Source organism: Amycolatopsis suaedae, from assembly GCF_004214935.1.
In the GTDB taxonomy this organism is placed as follows: Bacteria; Actinomycetota; Actinomycetes; order Mycobacteriales; family Pseudonocardiaceae; genus Amycolatopsis; species Amycolatopsis suaedae.
The window spans coordinates 201,319-219,451 of the sequence record NZ_SFCC01000013.1; the positions used below are offsets into that span (position 1 = coordinate 201,319).

At 73.4% G+C, this 18,133-nt stretch carries 23 protein-coding genes; 12 read left to right on the top strand and 11 right to left on the bottom strand.

Annotated features, from left to right (window positions below):
- Positions 1 to 30: 30 nt before the first annotated feature.
- From EWH70_RS25480 to EWH70_RS25490, 3 genes are read left to right on the top strand one after another with little or no spacing between them, the layout of a single operon-like run.
- Positions 31 to 768, top strand: a complete 738-nt coding sequence (locus EWH70_RS25480) for a CDP-alcohol phosphatidyltransferase family protein (protein ID WP_130478039.1) — start codon at positions 31 to 33, stop codon at positions 766 to 768.
- Positions 761 to 1,144 carry a DoxX family protein gene (locus tag EWH70_RS25485; protein ID WP_130478040.1) on the top strand — a complete coding sequence of 128 codons (384 nt, stop codon included), beginning with the start codon at positions 761 to 763 and terminating at the stop codon, positions 1,142 to 1,144. Before EWH70_RS25480 ends, EWH70_RS25485 begins: the two co-directional genes overlap by 8 nt.
- Positions 1,141 to 2,739 carry an alkaline phosphatase family protein gene (locus EWH70_RS25490; RefSeq protein WP_130478041.1) on the top strand — a complete coding sequence of 533 codons (1,599 nt, stop codon included), beginning with the start codon at positions 1,141 to 1,143 and terminating at the stop codon, positions 2,737 to 2,739. Before EWH70_RS25485 ends, EWH70_RS25490 begins: the two co-directional genes overlap by 4 nt.
- Positions 2,740 to 2,841: 102 nt before the next feature.
- Here EWH70_RS25490 and EWH70_RS25495 read toward each other — a convergent pair whose 3' ends face one another.
- The gene (locus EWH70_RS25495; RefSeq protein ID WP_130478042.1) at positions 2,842 to 3,777 is read right to left on the bottom strand and encodes a GlxA family transcriptional regulator; all 936 of its coding nucleotides are present in this window, start codon (positions 3,775 to 3,777) and stop codon (positions 2,842 to 2,844) included.
- A 71-nt stretch (positions 3,778 to 3,848) separates the two neighbouring features.
- Here EWH70_RS25495 and EWH70_RS25500 point away from each other — a divergent pair, with 71 nt between their 5' ends.
- Together EWH70_RS25500 and EWH70_RS25505 are read left to right on the top strand one after the other, a co-directional pair.
- Positions 3,849 to 4,184, top strand: a complete 336-nt coding sequence (locus EWH70_RS25500; RefSeq protein ID WP_130478043.1) for a cupin domain-containing protein — start codon at positions 3,849 to 3,851, stop codon at positions 4,182 to 4,184.
- An 83-nt stretch (positions 4,185 to 4,267) separates the two neighbouring features.
- Positions 4,268 to 4,711 carry a GNAT family N-acetyltransferase gene (locus EWH70_RS25505; protein ID WP_130478044.1) on the top strand — a complete coding sequence of 148 codons (444 nt, stop codon included), beginning with the start codon at positions 4,268 to 4,270 and terminating at the stop codon, positions 4,709 to 4,711.
- Here EWH70_RS25505 and EWH70_RS25510 read toward each other — a convergent pair.
- Genes EWH70_RS25510 through EWH70_RS25520 form a run of 3 tightly spaced genes read right to left on the bottom strand, consistent with a single transcriptional unit; the run spans position 4,702 to position 6,499 of the window.
- Positions 4,702 to 5,529, bottom strand: coding sequence for an alpha/beta fold hydrolase (locus EWH70_RS25510; RefSeq protein WP_130478045.1), 828 nt, complete (start codon positions 5,527 to 5,529; stop codon positions 4,702 to 4,704). The two genes, EWH70_RS25505 and EWH70_RS25510, sit on opposite strands and share 10 nt — an antisense overlap.
- Positions 5,510 to 6,157 carry a TetR/AcrR family transcriptional regulator gene (locus EWH70_RS25515; RefSeq protein WP_240687222.1) on the bottom strand — a complete coding sequence of 216 codons (648 nt, stop codon included), beginning with the start codon at positions 6,155 to 6,157 and terminating at the stop codon, positions 5,510 to 5,512. The genes EWH70_RS25510 and EWH70_RS25515 overlap by 20 nt, the downstream gene beginning before the upstream one ends.
- A gap of 33 nt (positions 6,158 to 6,190) precedes the next feature.
- The gene (locus EWH70_RS25520; protein ID WP_130478046.1) at positions 6,191 to 6,499 is read right to left on the bottom strand and encodes a hypothetical protein; all 309 of its coding nucleotides are present in this window, start codon (positions 6,497 to 6,499) and stop codon (positions 6,191 to 6,193) included.
- Between the two features lie 168 nt (positions 6,500 to 6,667).
- On the opposite strand from EWH70_RS25520, the gene EWH70_RS25525 reads away from it, so the two are divergent.
- Positions 6,668 to 7,069, top strand: coding sequence for a DUF6010 family protein (locus tag EWH70_RS25525; RefSeq protein ID WP_130478047.1), 402 nt, complete (start codon positions 6,668 to 6,670; stop codon positions 7,067 to 7,069).
- Here the strand turns inward: EWH70_RS25525 and EWH70_RS25530 are convergent.
- The gene (locus EWH70_RS25530; RefSeq protein ID WP_130478048.1) at positions 7,032 to 8,558 is read right to left on the bottom strand and encodes a carboxylesterase/lipase family protein; all 1,527 of its coding nucleotides are present in this window, start codon (positions 8,556 to 8,558) and stop codon (positions 7,032 to 7,034) included. The genes EWH70_RS25525 and EWH70_RS25530 overlap by 38 nt on opposite strands.
- Positions 8,559 to 8,632: 74 nt before the next feature.
- Here EWH70_RS25530 and EWH70_RS25535 point away from each other — a divergent pair, with 74 nt between their 5' ends.
- On the top strand, positions 8,633 to 9,232 hold the full coding sequence (locus tag EWH70_RS25535; protein WP_130478049.1) for a TetR/AcrR family transcriptional regulator: 600 nt from the start codon (positions 8,633 to 8,635) through the stop codon (positions 9,230 to 9,232).
- Here the strand turns inward: EWH70_RS25535 and EWH70_RS25540 are convergent.
- Positions 9,192 to 10,019, bottom strand: coding sequence for a helix-turn-helix domain-containing protein (locus tag EWH70_RS25540; protein WP_130478050.1), 828 nt, complete (start codon positions 10,017 to 10,019; stop codon positions 9,192 to 9,194). The genes EWH70_RS25535 and EWH70_RS25540 overlap by 41 nt on opposite strands.
- A gap of 74 nt (positions 10,020 to 10,093) precedes the next feature.
- Between EWH70_RS25540 and EWH70_RS25545 the strand changes: the two genes are divergently transcribed.
- The gene (locus EWH70_RS25545; protein WP_130478051.1) at positions 10,094 to 11,062 is read left to right on the top strand and encodes an aldo/keto reductase; all 969 of its coding nucleotides are present in this window, start codon (positions 10,094 to 10,096) and stop codon (positions 11,060 to 11,062) included.
- Here EWH70_RS25545 and EWH70_RS25550 read toward each other — a convergent pair.
- Positions 11,059 to 11,745: an AfsR/SARP family transcriptional regulator gene (locus tag EWH70_RS25550; protein ID WP_130478052.1), complete on the bottom strand. Its 687-nt coding sequence runs from the start codon at positions 11,743 to 11,745 to the stop codon at positions 11,059 to 11,061. The genes EWH70_RS25545 and EWH70_RS25550 overlap by 4 nt on opposite strands.
- 3 nt (positions 11,746 to 11,748) lie before the next feature.
- The gene (locus EWH70_RS25555) at positions 11,749 to 12,273 is read right to left on the bottom strand and encodes a hypothetical protein (protein ID WP_240687223.1); all 525 of its coding nucleotides are present in this window, start codon (positions 12,271 to 12,273) and stop codon (positions 11,749 to 11,751) included.
- A 106-nt stretch (positions 12,274 to 12,379) separates the two neighbouring features.
- On the opposite strand from EWH70_RS25555, the gene EWH70_RS25560 reads away from it, so the two are divergent.
- Positions 12,380 to 13,204: an SGNH/GDSL hydrolase family protein gene (locus EWH70_RS25560; protein WP_240687224.1), complete on the top strand. Its 825-nt coding sequence runs from the start codon at positions 12,380 to 12,382 to the stop codon at positions 13,202 to 13,204.
- On the opposite strand, the gene EWH70_RS25565 is transcribed toward EWH70_RS25560, so the two are convergent.
- Together EWH70_RS25565 and EWH70_RS25570 are read right to left on the bottom strand one after the other, a co-directional pair.
- Complete coding sequence (locus tag EWH70_RS25565) at positions 13,197 to 14,105, bottom strand: aminoglycoside phosphotransferase family protein (protein WP_130478053.1); 909 nt, start codon at positions 14,103 to 14,105, stop codon at positions 13,197 to 13,199. The genes EWH70_RS25560 and EWH70_RS25565 overlap by 8 nt on opposite strands.
- Positions 14,106 to 14,147: 42 nt before the next feature.
- Positions 14,148 to 14,777: a histidine phosphatase family protein gene (locus tag EWH70_RS25570; RefSeq protein ID WP_130478054.1), complete on the bottom strand. Its 630-nt coding sequence runs from the start codon at positions 14,775 to 14,777 to the stop codon at positions 14,148 to 14,150.
- Positions 14,778 to 14,845: 68 nt separating this feature from the next.
- Here EWH70_RS25570 and EWH70_RS35895 point away from each other — a divergent pair, with 68 nt between their 5' ends.
- Together EWH70_RS35895 and EWH70_RS25580 are read left to right on the top strand one after the other, a co-directional pair.
- Positions 14,846 to 15,079 carry a hypothetical protein gene (locus EWH70_RS35895; RefSeq protein WP_205669251.1) on the top strand — a complete coding sequence of 78 codons (234 nt, stop codon included), beginning with the start codon at positions 14,846 to 14,848 and terminating at the stop codon, positions 15,077 to 15,079.
- Between the two features lie 70 nt (positions 15,080 to 15,149).
- The gene (locus EWH70_RS25580; protein WP_130478055.1) at positions 15,150 to 15,455 is read left to right on the top strand and encodes a hypothetical protein; all 306 of its coding nucleotides are present in this window, start codon (positions 15,150 to 15,152) and stop codon (positions 15,453 to 15,455) included.
- Between the two features lie 7 nt (positions 15,456 to 15,462).
- Here EWH70_RS25580 and EWH70_RS25585 read toward each other — a convergent pair whose 3' ends face one another.
- Positions 15,463 to 16,737, bottom strand: coding sequence for a cytochrome P450 (locus tag EWH70_RS25585; protein WP_130478056.1), 1,275 nt, complete (start codon positions 16,735 to 16,737; stop codon positions 15,463 to 15,465).
- Between the two features lie 90 nt (positions 16,738 to 16,827).
- Here EWH70_RS25585 and EWH70_RS25590 point away from each other — a divergent pair, with 90 nt between their 5' ends.
- Entirely contained in the window at positions 16,828 to 18,126 is a 1,299-nt protein-coding gene (locus tag EWH70_RS25590; protein ID WP_130478130.1) for an aspartate aminotransferase family protein, read from the top strand.
- Positions 18,127 to 18,133: the final 7 nt, after the last annotated feature.

Here is an 18,133-nt window from a genome sequence, read left to right on the forward strand (position 1 = left end):
AGCCTCCACCGAGCCGTCGCGAGGAGCAGCATGAGCACACTTCAGCACACCGTCCGCGGTGCGGCACCGCCCGGACCGGACGCGGCCGCCTGGGCACCGTGGCTCACGGTCCAGGTCCTGCTGCTGGCCGCGCTGGCCACGACCACGGGCCTCGGCCCGTGGGGCTGGCTCACCGGCGTCGCCGTCGGCGCCACCGCGTGCGTCCTGCTCCACCGCGCGATGCGGCACGCGGGAAGGCTCGCGCTCGGCCCGGCCGACCACGTCACCCTGGCCCGCACGACCCTGGCCGGCGGGGTGACCGCCCTGGTCGCCGACCCGGGTGGGCCCCCGGCCGCGCTGCTCGCCACGCTGGCCGCCGTGGCGCTGGCCCTCGACTTCGTCGACGGCCGGGTCGCCCGCCGCACCGGAACCAGTTCGGCGCTGGGCGCCCGCTTCGACATGGAAGTCGACGCGTTCCTGATCCTCGTGCTCAGCGTGCACGTGGCGGCCACGCTGGGCCCGTGGGTGCTGGCCGTCGGCGCCCTGCGGTACCTGTTCGTGGCGGCGGCCTGGGTGTGGCCGTGGCTGTCCGCGCCGCTGCCGCCGAGCCTGGCCCGCAAGGCGGTCGCCGCCGCGCAGGGGATCGTGCTCGTGGCCGCCGCGTCCGGCGCCGTCCCGTTGCCCGCCGTCGCGGTCGGCCTGGCGCTGGCGGCGCTGCTCTGGTCGTTCGGCCGCGACGTCGTGTGGCTGTACCGTCAGCCGACATCAGAAAGGTGCTGCCATGTCTGACCGGACCAGTCCGCTCCGTCTCACCGGCGAGATCGTGTTGTGGGTGGTGCAGGTGGCGCTGGCCGCCTACTTCGTCTACAGCGGTTTCCTCCTCTTCGGTGACGGTGTGGTGCGCAAGTTCGACGAGATCGGCCTGGGCCAGTGGCTGCGCTACACCACCGGCGTGCTGGAGATCGCCGGCGCGATCGGCCTGCTGATCCCGCGCCTGTGCGGGCTGGCGGCACTCGGGCTGACCGGCGTCATGGTCGGCGCGGTCGGCACCGAACTGTTCCTGCTCGCCAACGGTGACGCGCTGTTGCCCGCGCTCCTCGGCGTGGTCGCGGCCCTGATCGCGTGGCTGCGCCGGGACACGATCCGCGCGCTCGTCCGGCGGTGACGCGGGGGCGCGCGGCCACGGCGCTGGCCGCACTGCTCGTGTTCGCCGCGCTGGTCCTGCCCGCCACCGAGGAGAACCTGAATCCGCTGGCGTTCCTGCGGCTCCCCGTCGAGGGGCTGCTCGCGGCCGTGCTCGTCCTGGTGCTGCCGGAACGGGTGCGGCGGGTCGCGGTGGTGGCCTGCGGGGTGCTGGCCGGGGTCGTGGCGATCCTGAAGATCGCCGACCTCGGCTTCGACGCGGTGCTCAACCGGCCGTTCGACCTCGTGCTCGACTGGTACCTGCTCGGCCCCGCCGTCGACTATCTCGACGTGACCCTCGGCGCGGCGGCCGCCGTCGGCGCCGTGGTCGCGGCCGTGCTGCTCGCCGCGGGACTGCTGGTGCTCACGACGTGGGCGGCACTGCGGCTGAGCCGGGTCGCCGTCCGGCACCGCACGACGACCGCGCGGGCCGTGCTCCTGCTCGCCGTGGTGTCGATTCTCGTCACCGTGCCAGGCCTGCCGCTCGTGTCCACCTCCTCGGCCACGGTGGCCGCCGATCACGTCCGCCAGGTCCAGGCCGGGCTGCACGACCAGCGGGTGTTCGCCGAGCAGGCCGCGGGCGATCCCTTCCGCGACGTCGCGGGCGAGCGGCTGCTGACCGCGTTGCGCGGCAAGGACGTGCTGATCACGTTCGTGGAGAGCTACGGCCGGTCGGCGCTGGAACACCCCGAGCTGGCACCGCGGATCGGCCCCGCGCTCGACGCCGGGACCACGCGGCTGCGCGCGGCCGGGTACGGATCGCGCAGCGGCTTTCTCACCTCGCCGGTGGCCGGTGCGGGCAGCTGGCTGGCGCAGGCGACCCTGTTGTCCGGGCTGTGGATCGACAACCAGCTGCGCTACCACACCCTGCTGGCCAGCGACCGGCTCACGCTGGGCGGCGCGTTCCGGCGGGCGCGGTGGCGGGCGGTCGGCGTGCTGCCGGGCATCACCGAGGCGTGGCCGGAAGGCCGGTTCTTCGACTACGACCGCATCTACGCCGCCGGCGACCTCGGCTACCGCGGCCCGCGGTTCGGCTACGCCACCATGCCCGACCAGTACACCCTGGCCACGTTCCAGCGCACCGAACGCCAGGCGCCCGGCCGCGGTCCGCTGATGGCGGCGATCCCGCTGGTGACCAGCCATTCGCCGTGGCCGGCCGCGCCCCGCCCGGTGCCGTGGGACGCCGTGGGTGACGGCGCCGTCTTCCACAGCATGCCGGCAAGCGACAACCAGCGGATGGACTCCATCTTCGGCAGTGAGCCGGCCGCGGTGCGCGCGGACTACGCCCAGTCGCTGCGGTACTCGCTGGACACCGTGGTGTCCTATGTGGAGACCCACGGCGACGACAACCTGGTCGTCGTCATGGTCGGCGACCACCAGCCCGCCCAGTTCGTGACCGGCGACAACGCGGGCAAGGACGTGCCGGTCAGCATCATCACCCGGGACCGTGAGGTGCTCGACCGGATCTCGGGCTGGGCCTGGGAGGACGGCCTGAAACCCGGCCCGCGGGCACCCGTCTGGCCGATGAGCGCCTTCCGCGACCGGTTCCTGACCGCCTTCGGCCCGCCCGCCGCCTGAACTCAACCACTGTTTCTCGTACACACAGCCACAGTAGAATCGAACACGCGAGCGAAACATCAATCGAAAGTCTATGCCCGCCGTATCTTTCGATACACAGGCTCAGGACAGCCGGAACGCCCGCCGGTAGGCACCCGGGCTCGTTCCCACCAGGGCACGGAAGCGACGGCGCAGGTTGACCGCCGAGGCGAGCCCGACCCTGGCCGCGATCGCCTCCACCGGCAGGTCCGTCTCCTCCAGCAGGGTGCGGGCCGCGGCGACCCGGCGGGCCAGCAGCCACGCGCCCGGGCTCGTGCCGAGCTGGTCGGCGAACCGTCGCGCCAGGGTGCGTGACGACACACCGAGGCGGGCCGCCAGGTCGCTCACCGACAGGGCGGTGCCCAGCCGCGCGTCCACCCAGTCGACGAGGCCGTCCAGCAGGTCGGCGGGCTGGTGGGGCGGCGCGTACTGCACCTGGCCGCCTTCCCGGTGCGGCGGCATCACCATGTGGCGCGCGAGAAGCGCGGCGTGGGCGGCGCCGTGGTCACGCCGGACCAGGTGCAGGCACAGGTCGATTCCCGCACCCGCGCCGGCACTCGTGGCGACGTCGCCGTGGTCGACGTAGAGCCGGTCCGGTTCGACCTGGACCAGGGGGAACTCGCGCCGCAGTTGTCCGGCGCGCGCCCAGTGCGTGGTGGCGGCGCGGCCGTCGAGCAGGCCGGTACGGGCCAGCGCGAACACCCCGGAACAGATGGTGACCAGCCGGGCCCCGCGGGCGTGTGCCCGCAGCAGCGCCCGGCGCACACGCGGGGACAGCGGTTGCTCCACCGGCTGCCAGCCCGGGATGAGCACGGTGTCCGCCGAGTCCAGTGCCCGCAGGCCGAGTGGCACGGACATCGCGTACCCGGCGGTCGTCGGCACGGGGCCCGGGGTCTCCGTGCACACCTCGAACTCGTAGTACTGCGGCACCTCGGCCCGCGTGGTGCCGAAGACCTCGGCGCCGCAGCCGAGTTCGAACGTCGACTGGACCGGCCGCACCAGAGCCACCACACGATGCATGGCAGAAAAGTACCCCATGATGTCTTCACGGACACTGTTCCGTGACGGCCCGCACGCGGCACCGTGGTGGCATGCACCCCGAGATCCTCACCCAGGACGGCTACACCTCGGTGTCCGTCGCCGAATCCCCTGTCCGCGAACTGTTCCCCGGCATCCGCCTGCGTCCACTGTGGACCGGACCGGACGGTGCGCACGCCAACGTGCTGGAGATGGACCCGGGTACGTCCTGGCCGCACCGCGACGTCCACGAGCCCGGGCCGGAGGAGGTCTACGTGGTCGCCGGCACGTTCAACGACGGCGCGCGGGACTACCCGGCGGGCACGTTCCTGCACGCCCCGGCCGGGTCGTGGCACGTGCCCGCGAGCGCCACCGGCTGCACGCTGTTCGTGTTCTACCCGCAGGGCTAGAATCGCGGACATGCCAGGTTGACGCGCCCGCGCGCCTCCTCGTCCCGGACCGGCACCCGACCACCCGAGACGAGGAGACACTGATGGTGAACGTTCGACGTATCCACGCGGACGAGGCCCCCGCCGTCGCGCGGCTGTGGGACGGCATGGGATGCGAGCTGCCGGATGGCGATCGCATGACCCCCGGCGAGCTGGCGTCGATCGAGCGATTGCTGGCGGCGGGCGCCGCAGACGAGCGGGACTTCTGCCTGGTGGCACTGCGCGACGGCCGGATCGTCGGCTTCGTCAACGGCTCGCTGCGGGGCGAGGACGGTCTCACCGGCGAGATCGAAACCTGTTACGTGGTCCCGGATGCCCGCCGCGGCGGGGTCGGCTCCGCACTCGCCAGGGCCGCCATGCGGTGGCTGCGCGACCGCGGCGCCGACCCGCTGCACCTGGAGACCTGGCTGGACCGCGAGGACGTCGCGGCGTTCTGGTCGTCGCTCGGCTTCGAGCCCGAGTCGATCCGGATGGCGCTCTACGCCTGAGGCCTCGGCCGCGCCCGCGTGTGTGACAGCACGGCCGCGGCGAACTCCGCGGCGTGCGTCAGGTGTGGCGCGTGCCCCGCCCCGGTGATCAGGTGCGGCCGCACCGCGGGCGCGGCCGCGGCGAGTGACCGCATCACCGGCGGATACCAGGGCAGCCCGGCGTCGCCGTGGGTGAGCAGCGTCGGCACGGCGAGCGCGGCGAGGTCACCGGCACCCAGCGCCAGCCGGTCCGGGTCGCGGGCCTGGTCGAGCCAGGTGTCCGCGTGCGCGACGAAGGTCTCCCGCAGCCGCGGCGTGAGCACCCGCTCCCAGGTCCCGGGGCCGAACCCGACCTCGTCGACGAACAGCCGTGTGGCCTCGGCAGGCCTGCCCGCGGTGATCAGCCCGGCCACGCGGTCCATCCGCCCGCGCACCGTGTCCAGCAGGCCGGCGTCGGGGGTGCCGGCGAGCAGGGCGAACAGCGGCGGCTCGTGGACGGTCAGCGTCCGGCACAGCCGCGGGTGACGCAGGGCGAGCAGCAGCGCCACGGTGGCGCCGTAGGAATGGCCGACGACGTGGGCCGGCGCGACGCCGAGTCCATTCAGGACACCGGCGAGGTCGTCGACGTCCTCGCCGATCCGCCCCTGCCCCGGCACGCTGTCACTGCCGCCGTGCCCGCGCCGGTCATAGCGCACGACCCGGTGAGCGCCGGTCAGATGCGGTACCAGCCGGTCCCAGCCGTGCAGGTCGTCCCACGACCCGTGCACGAGCACCACCGGCGGCCCGGCACCGTCGGACCGGTGGCGCAGCCGGATCCCGTCAACGTCCAGGAGCGTCATCGCGTTCCTCCCGCGAGGTCAGCAGCTGGACCGCGAGGCTGTCCACCGCCCAGTCCTCCCACCGGGCCGAGGACCAGCCCCGGGTCGTGGTGAGCACTCCGAACAGCTCGGGGCCGAGTACGGCGAACAGGATGTCCGCGGCGGTGTCCACGTCGTGCCGCAGGCGGGTCTTGCCAGCCAGTGCCGCCGCCAGCCGCCGCTGGACGGTGAGCCGCTGCTCCTGGTTGACCCGCCACAGCGCGGCGACCTCGTCGTCCGCCGGCGCCGCGGCCCGGACGACCTCCAGCACGGCGGCGGCCCGCTCGAGGATCCGCCGCGCGGCCCGCACCTGCAGGCGCAGTTGCGCGGCCGGATCGGGTTCGGCCAGTGCCTCGGCGAACCAGGGACGCTCCATCGTCGGCACCGCGCTGTCGTCACCGGCGACGCTGACGTCGAGCACCTCCTTGAGCAGCACACGCTTGCTGCCGAACGTGAAGTAGATCGTCGGCGTGGCGACGCCCGCGGCAGCGGCCACGGCCTCCACCGACGTGCCGGCGTAGCCGCGTTCGACGAACAGCGCCCTCGCGGCGTCCAGCATCCGCGCCCGGGTGCGGCGGGTGCGCTCGGCCCGGCCGATCTTCTCCGTCACGATCTCACTATAGCGCCACTATAGTGAGATCGTTCAGCCGCCGGACACGCACACGGCGTAGGCCAGCATGTAGGACTTGCCGCCGGTGACCGCCCAGCCGGACAGGTCGTCCGCCGGCTTGCTGTAGTAGGTCGACAGCTCCACGTTGGGCACGCCGTCGGAGCCGCCTCCGGTGACGGTGTAGCCGGCCGGGCACCGGGCGAACGCGCCATACGGGCCGCCGGCGGTGACCACCTTGTACTGCGGTGCCGACGGCGCCGCCAGCGCGGGCGCGGCCAGCGCCGTCCCGGCCCCCACCAGACACCCGGCTCCCGCGACCGCGGCCCACTTCACGATCCGCATACCCGTTTCTCCCTCGTGCTCGGCGACGATGCCGGGGCCAGTATCGGCAGCCACCGGGACGCGACGGCCCCCGCTTGGCAGGGAGCTGCCATGGCCGGGCGAGAATCCGTCGGAGCCTGGCAGTCCAGCCACTCCCGCGGTCCGGTGGCCACTTCTAGCGTCGGCGCCATGATCGTTGTCTCGGCCGTCCTGATCGGCGTCGTCTATGTCGTGCTCAACTCGTTCATCCGGGAACCGCACCGGCGCAAGTTCAACGCCGTCATGATCGCCGGGGCCGGCGCCGCGTACCTCAGCGGTGGTGGGCTGGGCGGCTGGGAGTTCGTCTTCACCGCCGCGGTCACCTACTGCGCCTACCGCGGCCTCGAGTCGTGGGCGTTCATCGGAATCGGCTGGCTGCTGCACACCGCCTGGGACCTCGTGCACCACCTGCGGGGTGAGCCGATCGTCCCGTTCGCCGACCATTCCTCGCTGGGCTGCGCGATCTGCGACCCGGTGATCGCCGTGTGGTGCCTGACCGGCGGACGGTCCGTCGTCAGCCGGATTCCCAGAAAGCCAGCCGGTGATCGGTGACGACGTCGGCCGGGCCGACCGCTCCGGGGGCCAGCGACTGCACGTGTGGCGCGGCGGCGGTGAACGCCGGCCACGGCGGCAGGCCGGGACCGTTCGGATCACCGGTCGCGGCGAACCGCGTCCAGTACCCGGCGAGCGTGCCGGTCAGCTCCACCTGCCGCGGGGTGAACGCGGCCCGCTCGCCCGCGAGGTCGAACAGGTACGGCACGTCGGAGCCGTGGAAGGCCCCGTAGGGGTACCCGACGGCGGGCATCCGGTCGTACCGCGGGGCGTCCCGGTCGGCGAACTCGTAGGCGAAGGTGGGCACGGCGCGGGCGAACTCGAACTGGGCGCGGCGGGTGGTCAGCGCCCAGCTGCGATCCGTGGCGAGCTGGGCGTAACGCTGGCCGTTGTCGCCGTCGACCGGCGGGTACTCGCTGAGGATCCCGGCGGCGCGCCCGGGGAACTCGCCCTCGATCCGGCCCACGTAGTCCGCTGTGGACAGTGGGCTGGGCACCGGCCCGGCGAAGGGCAGGCGCGCCTCGTCCCTCGTGTGGCCGACGAGCACCGGAACCCGGTGGAACCGCCCCTGCCGGAACGCCTCCGCCGGGTGGACGGGCAGCACGCTGTTGCCGTAGGACGGGGAGAACCGCGCCATCCACCCGCCGAACCGGTCGGCGGGCAGGCCCCGCAGGCACTCGACGTCCGGGCACCCGAGCTCCGCGGACATCTCGCCGGCCTGCCGCCGGTAGTCGTCCGGCGGCTCGTACGGCGTGAATCCCCTGCCGCCACGCGGATACGGCGGCCACTCCACCAGGCACGTCCCGCTCTGCAGGATCGCCCGGTGGAACAGCCCCGCCGAGCCGGGAGAGGTCAGGTGGGCGCAGACGCTCATCGCTCCGGCGGACTGGCCGGCCAGTGTGACGTTGCCGGGGTCACCGCCGAACGCGGCGATGTTGTCCCGCACCCACCGCAGCGCCGCGTGCTGGTCGGCCAGCCCGAACGCACCGGAGTCGGGAAGACCGGCGTGGGTGAGGAAGCCGAACACCCCGAGCCGGTAGCCCGGCGTCACCACCACCGTGCCGTCGCCGCTGCCCGCGAGCCTGGCGGCGTGGTACTCGGCGGCGTTGCCCTGGTAGAAACCGCCGCCGTAGAGCCAGACGAGCACCGGCCGTGGGCGGTCGAGCCCGGCGGCCGGCGTGGTCACGTTGAGGTACAGGCAGTCCTCGGACTGCGGCCCCGGCACCGGGTCGTGCGGCGACTGGACGCAGGCGGGCGCCGGACGGCGGGCGTCGCGGGTTCCCGTCCACGGCGCGGCCGGCTCCGGCGGCCGCCAGCGCCGCTGTCCCGTCGGCGGTGCGGCGAACGGGATCCCCTGGAAGGTGCGGATGTCCCCGGTCACCGAGCCGATGAGCCGGCCGCCGCCGGTGTCCACCGTGTCGACGGCCCGCGGCGCCGAGCACCCCGTGACCAGCAGGACAACCGCCACGACCGCCGCCACCACACGCATGATCGGACCCCCACCAGCTCGTAGTACAACTGTGCTACACGGCGACCGTAGCACAACTGTGCTAAGAACGTGCCGTGGGTAAACCAGTCGACCCGGCCCGGCGCCGGGCGGACCTCGCCGAGGCCGTGTTGCGGATCGTGCACCGCGACGGCGTGGCCAAGGTGTCGGTACGCAACGTGGCCAAGGAAGCGGGCCTGGTCCAGGGATCGGTGCGGCACTACTTCGCCTCGCAGCACGACCTGCTGGCGTTCTCGCTCCAGGTGGCCGGTGAGCGCATCCGCGGCCGGATGGGCGCGATCGACCCGGGCCCCGACCTGCGTGCCGCCGTCGAGCAGGCCGTGCTCAACGTGCTGCCGCTGGACGAGGACCGTCGCGCCGAGTCCGAGGTCTGGCTGGCGTTCACCGGCGCCGCGCTGAGCGACCCGCGGCTGCGCGAGGTCAACGACAGCAGCTTCGACGGGCTACGGGAACTGTCGGCGATGCTGGTGACCGGCCTCGCCGAAGCCGGCCTCGTACCGTCCACAGTGGACGTCGAATTCGAGGCGGACCGCCTGCACGCCCTGCTGGACGGGCTCGCCGTTCACGGCGTCACCCGCCCGGAGCGGATGACCGCCGAGCGGATGACGGCGGTGATCACCAGGCACCTGGACGAGCTGTGCCGGCAGCCTCGGTGACGTCCTGCCCGGCAGGCAGGTGGACGACCAGGCGGTCCCCTTCCTCCCCGGGCAGCAGCAGGCTTTCGTAGGCCAGCGTCAGCACGCCCGCGTCCGGGTGCGCCCACCGCAGCACACCGGTCGGCGCGGGCAGCGTCGCCGACACCGCGAACCGGCCGGCGAACCCGGCGCCCGCGGTGATCGACAGCTCCTCGGCGAGCACGGCCGCGGTGGGATCGCCGAGGTCGGCGGCCGCGCGCAGGGCGGCGGCCTGCTCGTCGGCGACCCGCTCCCAGTCCGGGAACACCGTGCGCGCCCTGCCGTCGGCGAACACGAACCGGGCCAGGTTGGGCGGCTCGTCGCCGAGCAGGCCGGACGGCTCGGCCAGCCAGCGGAAGCCGTTCGTCCAGCCCAGCAGGTCGCCCGCCGAGCCTGCGACGTAGGCGGGCGTGGTGTCGAGCCGGTCCAGCAGGGCACGCACCGTCGGGCGCAGCTGCCTCGGCACGCGGGCGGCCTGGGCGCACACCGCGCCGCTCTCGGCCTTGACCAGCCGGTACAGGTGGATCCGCTCGTCCGGGGAGAGCCCGAGCGCGTCGGCGAGCGCGCCGAGGACCTGCCCGGACGGGTTACGGTCGCGGCCACGCTCCAGGCGGGTCAGGTACTCGACGCTGATCCCCGCCCGGTCGGCCAGTTCGGACCGCCGCAGGCCGGGCGTGCGCCTGCCCGGGCCGGCGGGCAGCCCGACGTCGCCGGGACCGGTCGCCTCCCGCCGGGTCCGCAGGAATCCGCCGAGTGGGTTGTCCGCCATGCCGACGACAGTAGGCCATGGGGGTCCCTGTCAGGGCCTCCCTCACCCGGCGGCGGCCGGAGAGGCTGTGCGGCATGCGATACCGCCTTTTCGGCCGGACCGGTCTGCGAGTCTCCGAACTGCTCCTCGGCACCATGGCGTTCACCGACGCGGACCAGGCCCGGCGCATCATCGACACCTACGCCGACGCGGGCGGCAACGTCCTGGACACCGCGTCGGCCTACGGCGACGGGGAGAGCCTTCTCGGTTCCGTCATCGACCGGCGGGACCGGTTCGTCGTGGCCACCAAGTACACGCTGTCCCGCGACGCCGCCGACCCCAACGGCGCGGGCAACCACCGCAAGAACCTGGTGCACTCGCTGGACCGCAGCCTGCGCAGGCTGCGTACCGACTACATCGACATCTACTGGGTGCACATCTGGGACCGGCACACCCCGGTCGAGGAGACCATGCGCGCACTGGACGACGCCGTCCGCGCGGGCAAGGTGCTCTACGTCGGCATCTCCGACGCCCCGGCCTGGCTGGTCGCGCACGCGAACACGCTGGCGCAGTGGCGGGGCTGGACCCCGTTCGCCGGCCTGCAGGTGCCCTACAACCTGCTGCGCAGGGACGTCGAGCGGGAACTGCTGCCCATGGCCGAGGCGTTCGGGATGAGCGTGGCCGCCTGGGCGCCGCTCGCGGCCGGGAAGCTGTCCGGGCCCGGTTCCACCCGGGTCGACCCGGACTCCCTCACCGCCCGCGACCACGCGGCGGCCGCGGCCGTGCGGGCCGTCGCCGGTGAACTCGGGGCGACCCCGGCGCAGGTGGCGCTGGCGTGGACCCGTGCCAAGTCGCGCGCGGTGCTGCCGCTGGTCGGGGTGAGCAGGCCCGAGCAGCTGACCGAGAACCTGGGGGCACTCGGCCTCGACCTGCCCGCCGAGGCGGTGCGCCGGCTGGACGGCGCGGTGGACTTCGAGCCGGGGTTCCCGTCGGACTTCATCGCCGAGTGCGAGCCCAGCTCGTTCGTGTTCGGCGACATGGCGACCACTGTGGACGGTCGTTAGCCCAGGTCCCGCCCGAGCACCCTGGCGGCCTTGCGGGCCGCGGCGGCCGCCTCGATCGGGCGGCCCGCCTGGCGCAGTACGGCGACCAGGCGCCGCCAGGTGTCCTCGCGGCCGGGCGGCTCGGCCGCCGCCGACCGCAGGGCCGCCACGGCGTCGGCGGCCCGGTCGGCCAGGACCAGCGCGTCGACCAGGCTGCCGAGCGCGTCCCACCGCAGATCCGCCAGCCGCTGTGCCTCCAGGCGGCTGTAGTTGGTGTCCAGCAGGGTGAACGGGACGCCGCGCCACAGCCGCAGCGCGCCGCCGAGGTAGTCGGCCGCCAGCGGCGCGTCGCTGTCGAGCAGGTCCCTGCCGATGTCGATCAGTTCCTCGAACAGCAGGCTGTCGAGCTCGTTCTCGCCGATGTTGACCCGGTGGTGGTGCGGGCGGCTGTCGATGCGGGCCGCGGTGTCGTCGAAGAACGGCGTGCGCCGCCGCAGGTCGTGCACGCAGTCCCAGAGCAGCCGGTCGGCCCGGGCCACGACCCGGTCCGGCCAGACCACCTCGGCGAGGCTGTCCGCGTCGACCCACCTGTTGGGCCGCAGCAGCAACGCCGACAGCACCCGCGGGTGGATTCCGTCGCCGATCTCGGCCGGCCGCCCGTCCGGATACCGGACGTCGAGCGGGCCCAGTACGCCGAACAACATGGCTCAGGGTGTGGGCACGGTGAACGACGGCATGGGAATGACCAGGGAGGTCGGCGGCGGCCCGGCCTTTCCGGCGACGAGCCGCAGTACGGCGGTGCCGCCGTCGACGCCGACCACCTGCATGGCCAGGATCCCGTCCTCGGGGTAGATCGCCGGAGGTTCGCCGGTGGTGCTGCACGCCGACCCGCCGCCGGTCGACCAGATCCGCGCCACGCAGCCGGTGGACAGCGATCCGGAGCCGCTGCGCTTGCCCTGCCGCTGGTACTTGATCCCGCGGCCCTCCACGGCGTCGACCGCGAGCGTGTCGGCACCGCCGTGGCCGCCCAGCGCGATCCGCGTGCCCGCGCTGACCTGCACCTCGCAGTTGCCGTCGGCGCAGGCCGCGTAGTCGCGCCCGTCGGCCGCGACCGGTGCGACCGGCGGGGCGGGTGCGGCCGACGGCTGCGCGGCGGGGGCCTGCTCGCCACCCGGCTGGCAGGCCGCCAGGGCGAGTACGCCCAGAAGCACCCCCAGTGTCCTCACCACCATGACCCGGCCTCCCGCTCGCACATCCCGACTCCACCGACGTTAGCCCGCGCCACCGTGCCCACTTGGCTCTTGACACCTTCCTGCCACCGGGGTGGACGATGATCCGGTGAAGCGCAACTGGCTGGGACTGGCCGCCGTGACGGTGGCGACGGCACTGATCGGCGTACCGGCACCACCCGCGGCGGCGGCGCAGGCGACCTACGTGGCACTGGGCAGTTCCTTCGCCGCGGGCCCCGGTATCCCGCCGCCGAAGCCGGGTGGCCCGGCCGCGTGCGGCAGGTCGGCGAACAACTACGCCACCCTCGTCGCGGCCCGCTTCGGCCTCCGGCTCGTCGACGCGACGTGCAGCGGGGCCACCACGGCGGACATCCTCACCCGGTCCCAGCACGGGCAGGGCCCGCAGATCGACGCCGTCACCGCGAGCACGGACCTGGTCACGGTCACCATCGGCGGCAACGACGTGAACTACGTCGGCAGCCTGTTCGCCTACGCCTGCCAGAACACCGGCGCCCCGAACTGCCCGGACGTCGATCAGGACGCGATGAACACCGCGCTGGCCGGGGTCGCGGGCAAGATCGGCGACGTCATCGCCGCCGTGCACCGAAAGGCGCCGCGGGCCAGGGTTCTCGTCGTCAACTACCAGACGATCCTGCCCCGGACCGGCCCCGCCTGCGAGGGGGTGCCGCTGACACCGGCCCAGCTGCGGTTCGAGCGCACCGTGGCCCTGCGCCTGGCGGCCGCGACCCGGCTCGCCGCGGTCAGCGGCCGGGCCACCCTGGTCGACGCCGCGGCCGCCAGCGCGGCACACGACGCCTGCGCGGCGCAGCCGTGGATGGAACGGTTCACCACCTCCCCCGGCCGGGTTCCCTATCACCCCAACGCGGCGGGAATGGCGGCCGTGGCGGACCTGGTCGGGCGCGCGCTCAGCTGACCGAGTCGTGGTCGGCGAGCACCTCGTCGATGATCCGGTGCTGCTCGGCGGCGTTCACCGGGTCGCTGTCGATACAGCCGGCCAGGACGAACAGCGCCTTCCACAGCGTCCAGCCGCGGGCGCGGGCCCACGTGCCGTCGTCCTGGCCGACGGCGTCCCGGAAGGCCTCGCGGGTGCGGCCGGTGAACGTGTTCCAGGCGATGATCAGGTCGCAGGCCGGGTCGCCGACGCCGGAGGTGCCGAAGTCGATGACCGCGGCCAGTTTCCCGTCGGCGACCAGCAGGTTGCCCACGGAGATGTCGCCGTGGAACCACACCGGCCGTCCGGTCCACTCGGCCGCCAGCGCGGCCTCCCAGACGGCGGTCGCCCTGCCGGTGTCGACCCGTCCGGCGAGCTGGGCCAGGCAGCGGCGGGTTTCCGCGTCGTAGTGGGCGGGCGAGCCACCGCGGTACCAGGAGTGCGCCCCCGCCGCGGGACCGCCCGTGGTGTCGCAGCGCCACAGCGCGCGGACGAACTCCGCGACGTCGACGGCGAAGCGCACCGGGTCGTCGATCCGGGCCCGGTTCGCCTGCTCGCCGGGCAGCCACCGCCGCACCGACCACGGGTACGGGTAGCCCTCCCCCGGCACGCCGTCGGCGAGGATCTCCGGCACCGGGACCGGCAGCCGCGGTGCCAGCCGGGGTAGCCAGGTGCTTTCCTTGGCCACGGCGGGAACGTAGCCCTCGGCGGTGGGCAGCCGCACCGTCATGTCCGCGCCCAGCCGGTAGGTGCGGTTGTCCCAGCCGTCGAACTCCACCGGGGTGACCGGCAGATCGCGCCAGCGCGGGAACTGCGTGGCGATCAGGCGGCGGACCAGGCCGGCGTCGATCCCGGCCCGGCCGTCCGGCGGTGCGGCAACCATGCCGTGATCATCGAGCGCCGGCGTGCCGGTGGCAAACGGTTTTCACCGGCCGTCGAGGTGGCCGGTCTCGCCGAGGCAGGCCAGCGCACGGCCGCCGAACCGGTCGTCCGCACGCAGCACCGTGATGCTGCCGGAGGCGACCGGGAACGCGACGACACCGGTCGACTCGACGGGCATCCCGATCCAGTGCGCCACGACGTAGGTGAGGGCGAATCCGTGGGTCACCACGATCTGGTTCTCGCACGGGCGCGCCAGGATGTCGTCCATCGCCGCGTAGATCCGTTTCGCCAGCGCAGCGACGGACTCCACGCCCGGCACACCGTCGTGCCCCATCCGGTCCCGTCCCGGCGCGGGCCGGACGTAACGCTCGTCGAGCCACGCCTTCGGCCTGCCCTCGGCCTCCCCGAACGACTTCTCCCGCAGCCGGGAGTCCGCGACCGGCTCGATGCCGAACAGCTCGGCCACCGCGGCGGCCGTCTGCGCCGTGCGCAGCAGGTCGGAGGTGAACAGCTCGACGTCCGCGCCCTCGGCGATCCGGGCGCGCAGCGACCGGGCGACGGCGGCGGCCGCGCGGTGCCCGGCCGGGGTGAGCGCCGAGTCGTACCAGCCGCCGACCAGCCCGTCGACGTGGTGCGTCGCCTCGGGATGGGTGACGACGTGCAGCGTTCGCATGCGCCCACCGTATCGAGTCCGGAGTGGACCCGCCTTGAGGCTGCTGGTGGCCACAGCAGCCCGGGTACGTGGTGGCGCCCGAGCCGCTCGGCGCCCGGCACGAACCAGCCGACCGGCTCTCCGCCGCCTACCTGATCGCGCTGGCCGCCAGGGTGGTCCGGGAGGTGGGCCGGCTGCGCACGGATGTGCCCTACCCCGGCCTGTTCGCCATCTCCAGTTTCCCGATGGAGGCCGCCACGTTGTCGGTCAACGTGGCCGGGCGTCTGTCGCTCAACGTCACCTGCGGCGCGGTCACCGACTGAGGCCGGCGGGGTTTTGCGGTGTGGTGCAAACCCGTTGCTCCGCCGGATCCGCTTCGACGACGGTAGGTGCATGAAAACCACCATCACCCGGCTCGCGGCGGGAGCAGTTCTCACACTGGGCGTTCTCGCTCCGGCCGGTGCCGCCTCCGCGGCACCGGCGCTCACCGACGGGGCCGTCGCACCCGCGGGAGTGACCGACTGCCAGACCTACCTGCGCAAGCAGGGCTACACGGTCGGGCCGAAGGTTACGAAGGCCTGCCGGCAGGGGTCTACCGGCACCGGAGCGGGCAACGCGGCCTGCCGCGATGGGCTCAGGGCCATCGGCGTCAAGCGCCAGCATGCCGACGCCGCCTGCCACCTCGCCACCCGGCCGTAGGCTGCCGTCACGTGTTCCGGTCCACCGCCAGGATCTCGGCCCGCAGGCCGTCACGGGGACGCATCGCGGCGAAGCCGACCGGGCGGGGACGGCCGGGCAGCAGCCGCACCGACACACGGGCGAGCAGCCGGGCGAGCATGACCGCCAGCTCGGTCGTCGCCATCACCGCGCCGATGCACCGGTGCGGCCCGCCGCCGAACGGCAGGAACTCGTGTGGCCCCGGCTTGCGGTAGCCCGGATCCGCCGGGTCCCAGCGCTGCGGCCGGAAGCTCAGCGGATCGGTCCACAGCTCGGGCAGGCGGTGCGTGACGTACGGACTGAACAGCAGCGTCCGTCCGGCCCGGACACGCCTGCCCGCGAAGGTGAACTCCTCGGCGACGCTGCGGACGGACACCACCGCCGGCGGGTAGAGCCGCAGCGTTTCCTGCACGACGCCGTTGAGGTAGGGCATCTTCCGCAGATCGCCACGGTCGGGAATCCGCGGGCCGGCGACCGACTCCACCTCGGCCCTGGCCCGCTCCCACGCGCCGGGCGTGGTGAGCAGTGCGTAGATCGCCCAGCTCATCGCCGCGCTGGTGGTCTCGTATCCGGCCGCGATCAGCGACACCGTCTGGTCGCGGATCTCCTGGTCGCTCAGCCGGCCGCCGTCCTCGTCGTGCCCGTGCACCAGCGTGGCGAGCACGTTGTCCCCGCCGCCGTCGGCCCGCACCCGGCCGATCTCGGCGAACACCCGCTCGTCGACCCGCGCCCTGGCGGCCATCGCCCGCCGCCACGCGGGCAGGCGCAGCCGCCGCTGCAGCGCGATGACCTGCGGCACGTTGTCGACCAGGTCGAGCAACGGCTGCAGGGACTCACCGAAGAACGCCTCGTCGGCCGCCATCCGCTCGCCGAACAGCGACGCGATCGTGCTGCGCCGGATGGCGGAGCGGAACTGCGCGTAGAGGTCGACGACCTGCCCCGCCCGCCAGGCGCCGATCTTCTCGTCGGCGCTGTCGGCCATGGTCTTGAGGTAGCCGTCGACCTGCCGGTGGTGCATCGCCGGCTGCACCAGGCGCCTGCGCCGGGTGTGGTCGGCGCCGTCGCTGACGATCAGCGCCGTCTCGCCGTCGACCGGGACGAGCGCCTCGAACGCCTCCCGCCACCGGAACAGGCCGGAATTGGCCAGGACGAACCGGTTGGCCTCCGGGCCCAGCAACATCACCGTCAGCCCGGTGTCGACGACCGGCCCGCGCCGCCGGTGCAGCGCCGCCATCGCCTCGGCGGGCAGGTAACGGATGGTCATACACCGAATTTACCGGGAAACGCCCGTACCGGGCCGACGAGATCTGGATTGACCTATTCAATTAGACCTAGTCTAATAGGTCGAATGAGCATGGACGACCGGACGTTCTGGCAGCACGCGGCCGATCACCTGGTCCGCTACGGCGGCGACTTCACCCCGCGCATCATCGAGCGCGCGGCCGGTTCGTACGTCTACGACGCGGACGGGAAGGCCATCCTGGACTTCACGTCCGGGCAGATGAGCGCGCTGCTCGGCCATGCGCATCCCGACGTCGTCCGGACCGTCGGCGAGTCGGTGGCGACACTGGATCACCTCTACTCCGGGATGCTGAGCAGGCCGGTGGTCGACCTGGCCACGCGGCTGGCGGGCACACTGCCGGACCCGCTGAGCCGGATGTTGCTGCTCAGCACGGGAGCGGAGTCGAACGAGGCCGCCATCAAGATGGCCAAGACCTACACCGGCGGGTACGAGATCGTCGCGTTCGACCGGTCCTGGCACGGGATGACCTCCGGCGCGGGCGCGGCCACCTTCTCCGCAGGCCGCCGTGGCAGCGGACCGCCGATGCCGGGCAGCCTCACCCTGCCCACTCCCAACGCCTACCGCTCCCCGTTCCGTAACGCCGACGGCTCCTACGACTGGGAGGCCGAACTCGACTACGGATTCCGGCTCCTCGACCAGCAGTCCTCGGGCAGCCTCGCGGCCTGCCTGGTCGAGCCGATCCTGTCCTCCGGCGGGATCATCGAGCTTCCCGAGGGCTACCTCGCCCGGCTCAAACAGCACTGCGTGGAACGCGGGATGCTGCTCATCGTCGACGAGGCGCAGACCGGCCTCGGCCGTACCGGGACCCTGTACGCCCACCAGCGCGACGGCGTCGTCCCGGACCTGCTGACCCTGTCCAAGACGCTCGGCGCGGGCCTGCCGGTCGCCGCGGTGCTGACCTCGCCGGAGATCGAGCAGGTCTGCCACGACCGCGGGTTCCTGTTCTTCACCACCCACGTCTCGGACCCGCTGGCGGCGTCGGTGGCACTGACGGTGCTGGACGTGCTGGAACGCGACGACCTGGTGCACCGCGCCCGCACGCTCGGCAAGGAACTACACGACCGCCTGCTCGGCCTGCGGGACCGCTTCGACGTCGTCGGCGACGTGCGCGGACGCGGCCTGCTCCAGGGCATCGAGCTGGTGACCGACAAGCAGAGCAAGGCCCCCGCCGACCGGCTCGGCCGCGCGGTCACCGCCGCCTGCCTCGACCGGGGCCTGCACGTCAACATCGTGCAGTTGCCCGGTATGGGCGGAATCTTCCGGATCGCACCGCCGCTGACCATCGAACCGTCCGATCTGCACACCGGTGTGGACATCCTGGAGGCAGCGCTGCGCGCCTGCGTGCACTAACGTCCGG

What these genes read in the sequence shown, in the direction of transcription:
- EWH70_RS25480 (WP_130478039.1), top strand. Translation starts at nt 31, where the DNA reads ATGAGCACACTTCAGCACACCGTCCGCGGTGCGGCACCGCCCGGACCG.
- EWH70_RS25485 (WP_130478040.1), top strand. Translation starts at nt 761, where the DNA reads ATGTCTGACCGGACCAGTCCGCTCCGTCTCACCGGCGAGATCGTGTTG.
- EWH70_RS25495 (WP_130478042.1), bottom strand. Translation starts at nt 3,777, where the DNA reads ATGCATCGTGTGGTGGCTCTGGTGCGGCCGGTCCAGTCGACGTTCGAA.
- EWH70_RS25500 (WP_130478043.1), top strand. Translation starts at nt 3,849, where the DNA reads ATGCACCCCGAGATCCTCACCCAGGACGGCTACACCTCGGTGTCCGTC.
- EWH70_RS25505 (WP_130478044.1), top strand. Translation starts at nt 4,268, where the DNA reads ATGGTGAACGTTCGACGTATCCACGCGGACGAGGCCCCCGCCGTCGCG.
- EWH70_RS25510 (WP_130478045.1), bottom strand. Translation starts at nt 5,529, where the DNA reads ATGACGCTCCTGGACGTTGACGGGATCCGGCTGCGCCACCGGTCCGAC.
- EWH70_RS25520 (WP_130478046.1), bottom strand. Translation starts at nt 6,499, where the DNA reads ATGCGGATCGTGAAGTGGGCCGCGGTCGCGGGAGCCGGGTGTCTGGTG.
- EWH70_RS25525 (WP_130478047.1), top strand. Translation starts at nt 6,668, where the DNA reads ATGATCGTTGTCTCGGCCGTCCTGATCGGCGTCGTCTATGTCGTGCTC.
- EWH70_RS25530 (WP_130478048.1), bottom strand. Translation starts at nt 8,558, where the DNA reads ATGCGTGTGGTGGCGGCGGTCGTGGCGGTTGTCCTGCTGGTCACGGGG.
- EWH70_RS25540 (WP_130478050.1), bottom strand. Translation starts at nt 10,019, where the DNA reads ATGGCGGACAACCCACTCGGCGGATTCCTGCGGACCCGGCGGGAGGCG.
- EWH70_RS25545 (WP_130478051.1), top strand. Translation starts at nt 10,094, where the DNA reads ATGCGATACCGCCTTTTCGGCCGGACCGGTCTGCGAGTCTCCGAACTG.
- EWH70_RS25550 (WP_130478052.1), bottom strand. Translation starts at nt 11,745, where the DNA reads ATGTTGTTCGGCGTACTGGGCCCGCTCGACGTCCGGTATCCGGACGGG.
- EWH70_RS25555 (WP_240687223.1), bottom strand. Translation starts at nt 12,273, where the DNA reads ATGGTGGTGAGGACACTGGGGGTGCTTCTGGGCGTACTCGCCCTGGCG.
- EWH70_RS25565 (WP_130478053.1), bottom strand. Translation starts at nt 14,105, where the DNA reads ATGGTTGCCGCACCGCCGGACGGCCGGGCCGGGATCGACGCCGGCCTG.
- EWH70_RS25570 (WP_130478054.1), bottom strand. Translation starts at nt 14,777, where the DNA reads ATGCGAACGCTGCACGTCGTCACCCATCCCGAGGCGACGCACCACGTC.
- EWH70_RS25580 (WP_130478055.1), top strand. Translation starts at nt 15,150, where the DNA reads ATGAAAACCACCATCACCCGGCTCGCGGCGGGAGCAGTTCTCACACTG.
- EWH70_RS25585 (WP_130478056.1), bottom strand. Translation starts at nt 16,737, where the DNA reads ATGACCATCCGTTACCTGCCCGCCGAGGCGATGGCGGCGCTGCACCGG.
- EWH70_RS25590 (WP_130478130.1), top strand. Translation starts at nt 16,828, where the DNA reads ATGGACGACCGGACGTTCTGGCAGCACGCGGCCGATCACCTGGTCCGC.